We start from the raw sequence: 331 nt of genomic DNA, 5'->3' as shown, positions 1-331 counted from the left end.
GTTATTAACGCTTATTCAGGCTCGTATCCCAATGTAAAATTTAACATCGCGCATATTCAGGACATTCAGATAAAAATTGACAAACACAGGCTTGCGCAAATTCTTACGAACCTTTTAATAAATGCCATTGACTCAATGTCGGGAAACGGAGAAATTGAATTGCGTTCTGATATTGTCAAAAAAAGAGAAGTTTGTTATTGTAGAATAAGCGTCAAAGATTCGGGTAAGGGTATCGGCGAAGAGGAAGGCAAACAAATTTTTACGCCTTATTTTACAACAAAAGCGTCAGGTACAGGGTTGGGGCTTCCCATTGTTGAGCGAATTGTTACGG

General features: G+C 38.7%; 1 protein-coding gene. It reads left to right on the top strand.

Annotated elements, in window-relative coordinates:
* Positions 1–331 (top strand): ATP-binding protein (locus ACYVTD_RS18585; protein ID WP_461249069.1); only part of this gene is annotated, 331 nt, incomplete at both ends.

The sequence above is a fragment of the Treponema sp. R6D11 genome (assembly GCF_054786075.1).
This window is presented reverse-complemented; position numbering and strand designations above follow the sequence as displayed.